The sequence below is a fragment of the Kitasatospora sp. NPDC056531 genome, from assembly GCF_042794375.1.
Classification (GTDB): Bacteria; Actinomycetota; Actinomycetes; order Streptomycetales; family Streptomycetaceae; genus Kitasatospora.
In genome coordinates this window covers 1-5,666 of record NZ_JBHTTU010000194.1, presented here as the reverse complement: position 1 = coordinate 5,666, position 5,666 = coordinate 1, and the positions used below count along the sequence as shown (strand labels likewise).

Below are 5,666 nucleotides of genomic sequence, written 5' to 3'. Positions count from 1 at the left end.
AGCCGATACGACAACCCGGCAAACGGAACTGGTCCGCTGGTGAATCGCCGCCGGGCCCGGGCCGCCTACGTCGCCGGCCGGCGCCGCTCCGGTCCCTCCGGCGGCCGACGGCGCAACGGTGCCAGTTCCCGCTCCAGCGTCCGCACGTCCCGTGCTATCCGTGCCGCGATCTCCCTCGGCTCGGTCTCGCTCGGCAGTCGGCGGGACCAGGACCGGGGCTTGGCCGGACCGTCCTGGACCATGTGGAAGTTGAGCTGCACCACTCCCGCCACGTCGACGAGGCTCACCAGGATTCGGGTGTCGGCGAGGTCGAGGGTGACCTCGTTCCCGATGCACGAACAGGCCACCAGGCCCTCGATGCCCTCCTCCGCCAGGTACCTGGCCAGCGGAACCGCCCTACCCCGGATGAGAAACGGACGTGCCACCGGACGACCCACCGGACCCGCCTCCTCCCACCGCACGCGTGCGGCCCCGGCCGCGGCGCAAGCGCGCCGCAACTGACCGGGCCCGCCCATGCTCCACCACGCCACCGTCAAGCGCCAAGTCCGTTTCTCATCCGGTGACTTGGGCTTGAGCACCCACCCGGCGCACCGGCGCACACCCGGGCGCATCCGGCGTCCTGGGGGCGTCCGGAACTGAGTACTCCCACTCATGCGCCCCGGGCCCCGCCCCGCCAGGCTTGCGGTATGGACCAACCTCCCGCTCACGCCACCGCCACCTCCCGCCTCCGCCCACAGCGGCGGCCGTCACAGCCCCCGCTCGCGCTCGACCTCGTCGCCGGTGCGGTGTTGCTGCTCGCCGTGGCGGTGGTCTACGTGGCGCGGATGTTCGGCTACAGCATGGACCCGTGGCCGGCACAGGAGGCCGAGGGAGCCGCCGACCGGACGGCCCGCGCCGAGCTGGGTTTCACCTGGCGGCTGCTGCTCGTCTCGCTCGGCCTCGCCGGGGTCGCCGCTGGGTGCTGCTGCTCGCGGCATGGAACACGGGTCCCGTCACTCGGACGATCATCGGCATCGCCCTGGCGGTCATCCCGTTCAGCGTGGGCTTCGCCACCCTCTGATCGCGCCCGAGCGGCGGCGCCGCCGACCCCGGGGCATCATGACGGAGGAACGCCGCCGTTCACCGAGCGTGACCAACCCACGCGACGGCGGCCGGCCAGCGAAGGAGGGCCGCCGTGGCCGATCCCGCGAAGTCATCCCACTGCGCACGACAGCCGGCACCCGGCGTCATCGCCACCGACGTGCCCACCCGGCTGGACCGGCTGCCCTGGTCGCGCTGGCACTGGCGGATCGTGATCGGCCTCGGCACGGTATGGATCCTGGACGGCCTGGAGGTGACGATCGTCGGCAACATGGCCGGCCGGCTCGCCCAGAACGGCAGCGGCATCGCCATCACCACCACCCAGGTCACCACCGTCGCCGCCGCCGTCTACGTGGCGGGAGCCTGCACCGGAGCGCTGTTCTTCGGCTGGCTGACCGACCGGCTGGGCCGAAAGAAGCTCTTCATGGTCACCCTCGCCGTCTACCTGGCGGCCACCGCCGTCACCGCCCTGTCCTGGACCGCGTGGTTCTTCTTCCTCTGCCGCTTCTTCACCGGCTTCGGCATCGGCGGCGAGTACGCGGCGATCAACTCGGCGATCGACGAGCTGATCCCGGCCCGGGTGCGCGGTCGGGTCGACCTGATCATCAACGGCAGCTTCTGGGTGGGCGCCGCGATCGGCGCCTTCGCCTCGATCGCCCTGCTCGACACCGCGCTGTTCGCGACGGACGTGGGCTGGCGGCTCGCCTTCGGCATCGGCGTGGTGTTGGGCCTGGCGATCCTGCTGGTGCGCCGGCACGTCCCGGAAAGCCCGCGCTGGCTGTTCACCCACGGGCGGGCGCTGGAGGCGGAGCAGGTGGTGATCGAGGCGGAGCAGGCCGTCGAGCGCGAGAGCGGTCGGCCGCTGCCGGCGGCCACCGGCGAGCCGATCCTGATCCGCGAGCGCGCACCGCTGGGCTTCGACACGATCGTCCGCACGGTGATCGCCCACCACCCGCGCCGCACCGCGCTCGGTCTGGCGCTCTTCGTCGGCCAGGCCTTCCTCTACAACGCGGTGACCTTCGGCTACGCCACCATCCTGACCACGTTCTTCGCCGTGCCGGAGGGCGACACCGGCTACTACTTCGCGGTGATCGCGGTCGGCAACTTCCTCGGCCCGCTGCTACTCGGCCACCTCTTCGACACGCTCGGCCGCAAGCCGATGATCGCCGGAACGTACGTCGGCTCCGGCGTCCTGCTGTTCGCCACCGCCGCCCTCTTCCAGCACGGCGAGCTCTCCGCCGCCACCATGACGGCCTGCTGGACGGCCGTGCTGTTCCTGGCCTCCGCCGGGGCCAGCGCGGCCTATCTGACGGTCAGCGAGATCTTCCCGCTGGAGACCAGGGCGATGTCCATCGCCTTCTTCTACGCCGTGGGCACGGCGGTCGGCGGCATCAGCGGCCCGTTGCTGTTCAACGGCCTGGTCAGCAGCGGCAAGGTCTCCGACACCGTGCTCGCCTTCTGCATCGGCGCCGCGCTGATGACGGCCGCGGGCCTGGTCGAGGCGGCCGTCGGCGTACGGGCGGAGGGGGGGAGAAGGGAGTCGCTGGCTGCGCCGCTGAGCGCCGTCACCCCGCCCGAACGGACGTAGGGCGTGTCGCGCGGATCTTCGACGGGTCCGCCGGGACCCGCCGGGCACGTCTAGCGCAGCACGCCGCGCAAGGCCTCCGGGTCGCTGGGCGCGAGCGGGCCGGTCGGTGCGGCCGTCAGTGCCTTGGCCGTGGCCGGCGGCGGGGTGACGTACACCGGGGTCGGATCGGACTCGGGCGCGCAGGTCTTGGCGATCCGTCCCTTGCCCTGGGGCAGGCTGCCGTCGCGCAGGTAGGCGGTGAAGGTGTCGTCCAGGCAGGCGTTGCCGTGGAAGAGGATCTCGTGGAAGCTGCCGCCGTTCTGGACGACCAGCTTGGAGCCGGGCAGCGCGTCGTGCATGGCGAGGCCGCCCTCGTACGGGGTGGCCGCGTCCTCGGTGGCCTGGAAGAGCAGGACGGGGGGCAGGCCCTTGCCGGTGATCTTCAGTCGGCCCGCCGGGTTGCCCTGGTAGGGCCAGAACATGCAGGCGGCGTTGTACCACATGTTGTTATAGGTGTAGAAGGGCGCGACCGCGTTGACCTTGGCCTGGTCCTTCTTCCAGAACTCCCAGTCGCGCGGCCAGGCGTTCTCGGTGCACTGGGCCGCGTTGTAGGCGGGGAAGGTGCCGTCGTCGGTGCCGGGGGCCGCGTACTTGTTGTAGGCGATGGTCAGCGGCCGGGTGTCGTGCTGGGTGAGGTAGGCGGAGAGCACGGTGGCCATCCGGGGCCAGCGCAGGAAGTTGTAGCCGCCGCCGTAGAAGGTGTCCTCGAATTCGGCCGGGCCGATCTTCCCGGGCGCCGGGGCCGCGTCGGCCGGGGTCTTCCGCAGCGCGTCCTCGACCTGGTCGTAGGCCTTCTTCACGGCCTCGGCGTCGGTGCCCAGGTGGTAGACGGAGTCGGCCTTGGCGGTCCAGGCCGCGAACGCGTCGAAGCGGCGCTGGTGTTCCTTGTCCTGCAGGATGTTGTGGTCGTACCAGCTGATGGTCGGGCCGACGATGCTGTCCAGCACCATCCGCCGCACGTGAGAGGGGAAGAGCTGGCCATAGGTGGAGCCCAGCGAGGTGCCCCAGGAGCCGCCGTAGAAGTTGATCTTCGGCACTCCGAGCGCCCGACGGATGCTGTCCATGTCGCGCGCGTTGTCGACGGTGGTCATGTGCGGCAGAAGCCAGGACCAGTCGGCCGCGCAGTCGGCGGCGTAGCCGGCCGCCTTCTTCAGCCAGGCCTTCGAAGTCCCCTGGCTCAGCTGGTAGTCGGGGCGCTCGGCGTCAAAGTAGTGGGCGTCGCAGACGACATGGGGGTCGCTGCCGTTGGTGCCGCGCGGGTCGAAACCGATCCAGTCGTAGGTGGAGGCGACGTCGGCGGGGATCTGCCCGGAGATGTAGGCCGGCATCCAGAGGCCGGAGTCGCCGGGGCCACCGGGGTTGAGCAGGATCGGGCCCTGCTGCTTGTCCTTGGGGGCGGTGGCGGGGAGGCGGTTCAGCTTGATCTTGATCTTGCGCCCGCGCGGATCCGCGTAGTCCACCGGCACGTCGAGCATCGCGCACTGGAGTGCGGGCGTGGCGGCGTCGTTGCAGGAGTTCCAGACGAGCTTCCCCTGTCCGGTGTCCGCGAGGTCGGCGGCGTCCGGCCCGGAGGCGGCGGAGGCGGAGGTCCCGCTGAGGGTGGCGACGGCCGCGGCGGCCGCGAGGAGGGCGATGGCTTTTCTCATGGGGAGCATGATGTGACATGTGCAATGGCACATCCAGGGGGCGGACCGGACTTTACCAAGCTTTGACCCGCCATCGGGATCCGACCATCCGTCACATCCGCTGTCCCACACCGGAGCAGGCAACTCCGACGCCACTGCCGGGGGCTCCGCGACCGCCCGGTTAGGCTGCCGCATGGCCCGTTTCACCCTGACCCGCCGCTCCCCGCTCCCACCCGCCGACGCCTGGGCGCGGCTCACCGCCTGGCCCCGGCACGGCGACCGGGTGCCGCTCACCCGGGTCGGCGTGGTGCGCGGCACCGGCCGGGCGGTGGGGGACGTGATCCTGGCGCGGACGGGCGTCGGGCCGGTGCGGTTCGACGACCCGATGGAGATCACGGCGCTGAGCGAACCCGAACTGTGCCGTCTGGAGAAGCGGGGCCGGGTCGTCCGGGGCCACGCCGAACTGCGGGTCCGCGCGGTGGGTGCGGGCAGCGAGGCGGTCTGGGCCGAGGAGCTGCGGATCATCGGCCTCCCCCGACTGTTCGACCCGGTGGTGGCGTTCGCCGGGCGGGTGGCCTTCGGCCGGGTGCTGGACCACCTCCTGACCTCGGCCACGGACTGAGGACCCGCCCGCCCAGGTACGGCCGGCGGACATGACGGCGCCGTTCCCCCTCGACCTTGATCCGGTCCTGATCGACCAGCCGGTCCGCCGCCCGCACGGCGATCGCCGGCGCCGTACCGTGCCCGTCGCCGCCCCCCACGGTCCCGGCCCGGCCGCGCCCCGGGCAACCGCCACCGCGAGGCCGTACCGACCCCGCGACGGACCCCGACCCGCGCTACCGGCCGCGCAGCCGGCGGACCAGGTCGCACGCGGCCCGCGGCCAGTCCGGGTGCTCGAAGGAGAAACCCGCGTCGAGCAGCCTGGTCGGCACGACGCGGCGGCTCTTCAGCAACAGCTCGGTCTCCGAGCGCAGCGCGAAGGCGCCGATCTCGGCCATCCAGCGCGTGGCGGGCAAGGCCAGCGGCATGCCCCAGGCCGCCCGCAGGCCGCGCATGAACTCGCGCTGGGGCAGCGGGTTCGGGGCGGCGAGGTTGACCGGGCCGGTGAGGTCGTCCCGGGCGACCAGGAACTCGACGGCGCGGACGAAATCCCGTTCGTGGATCCAGGACACGTACTGTCTGCCGCCCGCGATCGGCCCGCCGGCGCCGAGTCGGGCCAGCCAGGAGAGCGCGTCGAGGGCCCCACCGCGCTCGGGCCCGAGGACGACGGCGGTACGCAGCGCGAGGCGGCGGGTGTGCGGGGTCGCCGCGTGACCGCCCCGGCCGTGCAGGAC

Annotated in this window: 6 protein-coding genes; 2 read left to right on the top strand and 4 right to left on the bottom strand. The window is 72.3% G+C overall.

Annotated elements, in window-relative coordinates; genetic code table 11:
* Window positions 1-65: 65 nt before the first annotated feature.
* Together ACFQ87_RS43950 and ACFQ87_RS43945 are read right to left on the bottom strand one after the other, a co-directional pair.
* Window positions 66-425, bottom strand: a complete 360-nt coding sequence (locus tag ACFQ87_RS43950) for a hypothetical protein (protein ID WP_380616662.1) — start codon at window positions 423-425, stop codon at window positions 66-68.
* A gap of 321 nt (window positions 426-746) precedes the next feature.
* On the bottom strand, window positions 747-977 hold the full coding sequence (locus ACFQ87_RS43945) for a hypothetical protein (RefSeq protein ID WP_380616661.1): 231 nt from the start codon (window positions 975-977) through the stop codon (window positions 747-749).
* Between the two features lie 197 nt (window positions 978-1,174).
* Between ACFQ87_RS43945 and ACFQ87_RS43940 the strand changes: the two genes are divergently transcribed.
* Window positions 1,175-2,668, top strand: a complete 1,494-nt coding sequence (locus tag ACFQ87_RS43940; protein WP_380616660.1) for an MFS transporter — start codon at window positions 1,175-1,177, stop codon at window positions 2,666-2,668.
* Between the two features lie 50 nt (window positions 2,669-2,718).
* Here ACFQ87_RS43940 and ACFQ87_RS43935 read toward each other — a convergent pair whose 3' ends face one another.
* Window positions 2,719-4,353, bottom strand: a complete 1,635-nt coding sequence (locus ACFQ87_RS43935) for an alpha/beta hydrolase (protein ID WP_380616659.1) — start codon at window positions 4,351-4,353, stop codon at window positions 2,719-2,721.
* 172 nt (window positions 4,354-4,525) lie between these two features.
* Here ACFQ87_RS43935 and ACFQ87_RS43930 point away from each other — a divergent pair, with 172 nt between their 5' ends.
* Window positions 4,526-4,954: an SRPBCC family protein gene (locus tag ACFQ87_RS43930; RefSeq protein WP_380616658.1), complete on the top strand. Its 429-nt coding sequence runs from the start codon at window positions 4,526-4,528 to the stop codon at window positions 4,952-4,954.
* 214 nt (window positions 4,955-5,168) lie between these two features.
* Here ACFQ87_RS43930 and ACFQ87_RS43925 read toward each other — a convergent pair.
* Window positions 5,169-5,666, bottom strand: a 498-nt coding sequence (locus ACFQ87_RS43925; RefSeq protein ID WP_380616657.1) for a DUF1731 domain-containing protein, incomplete at its 5' end; no start/stop codon positions are given.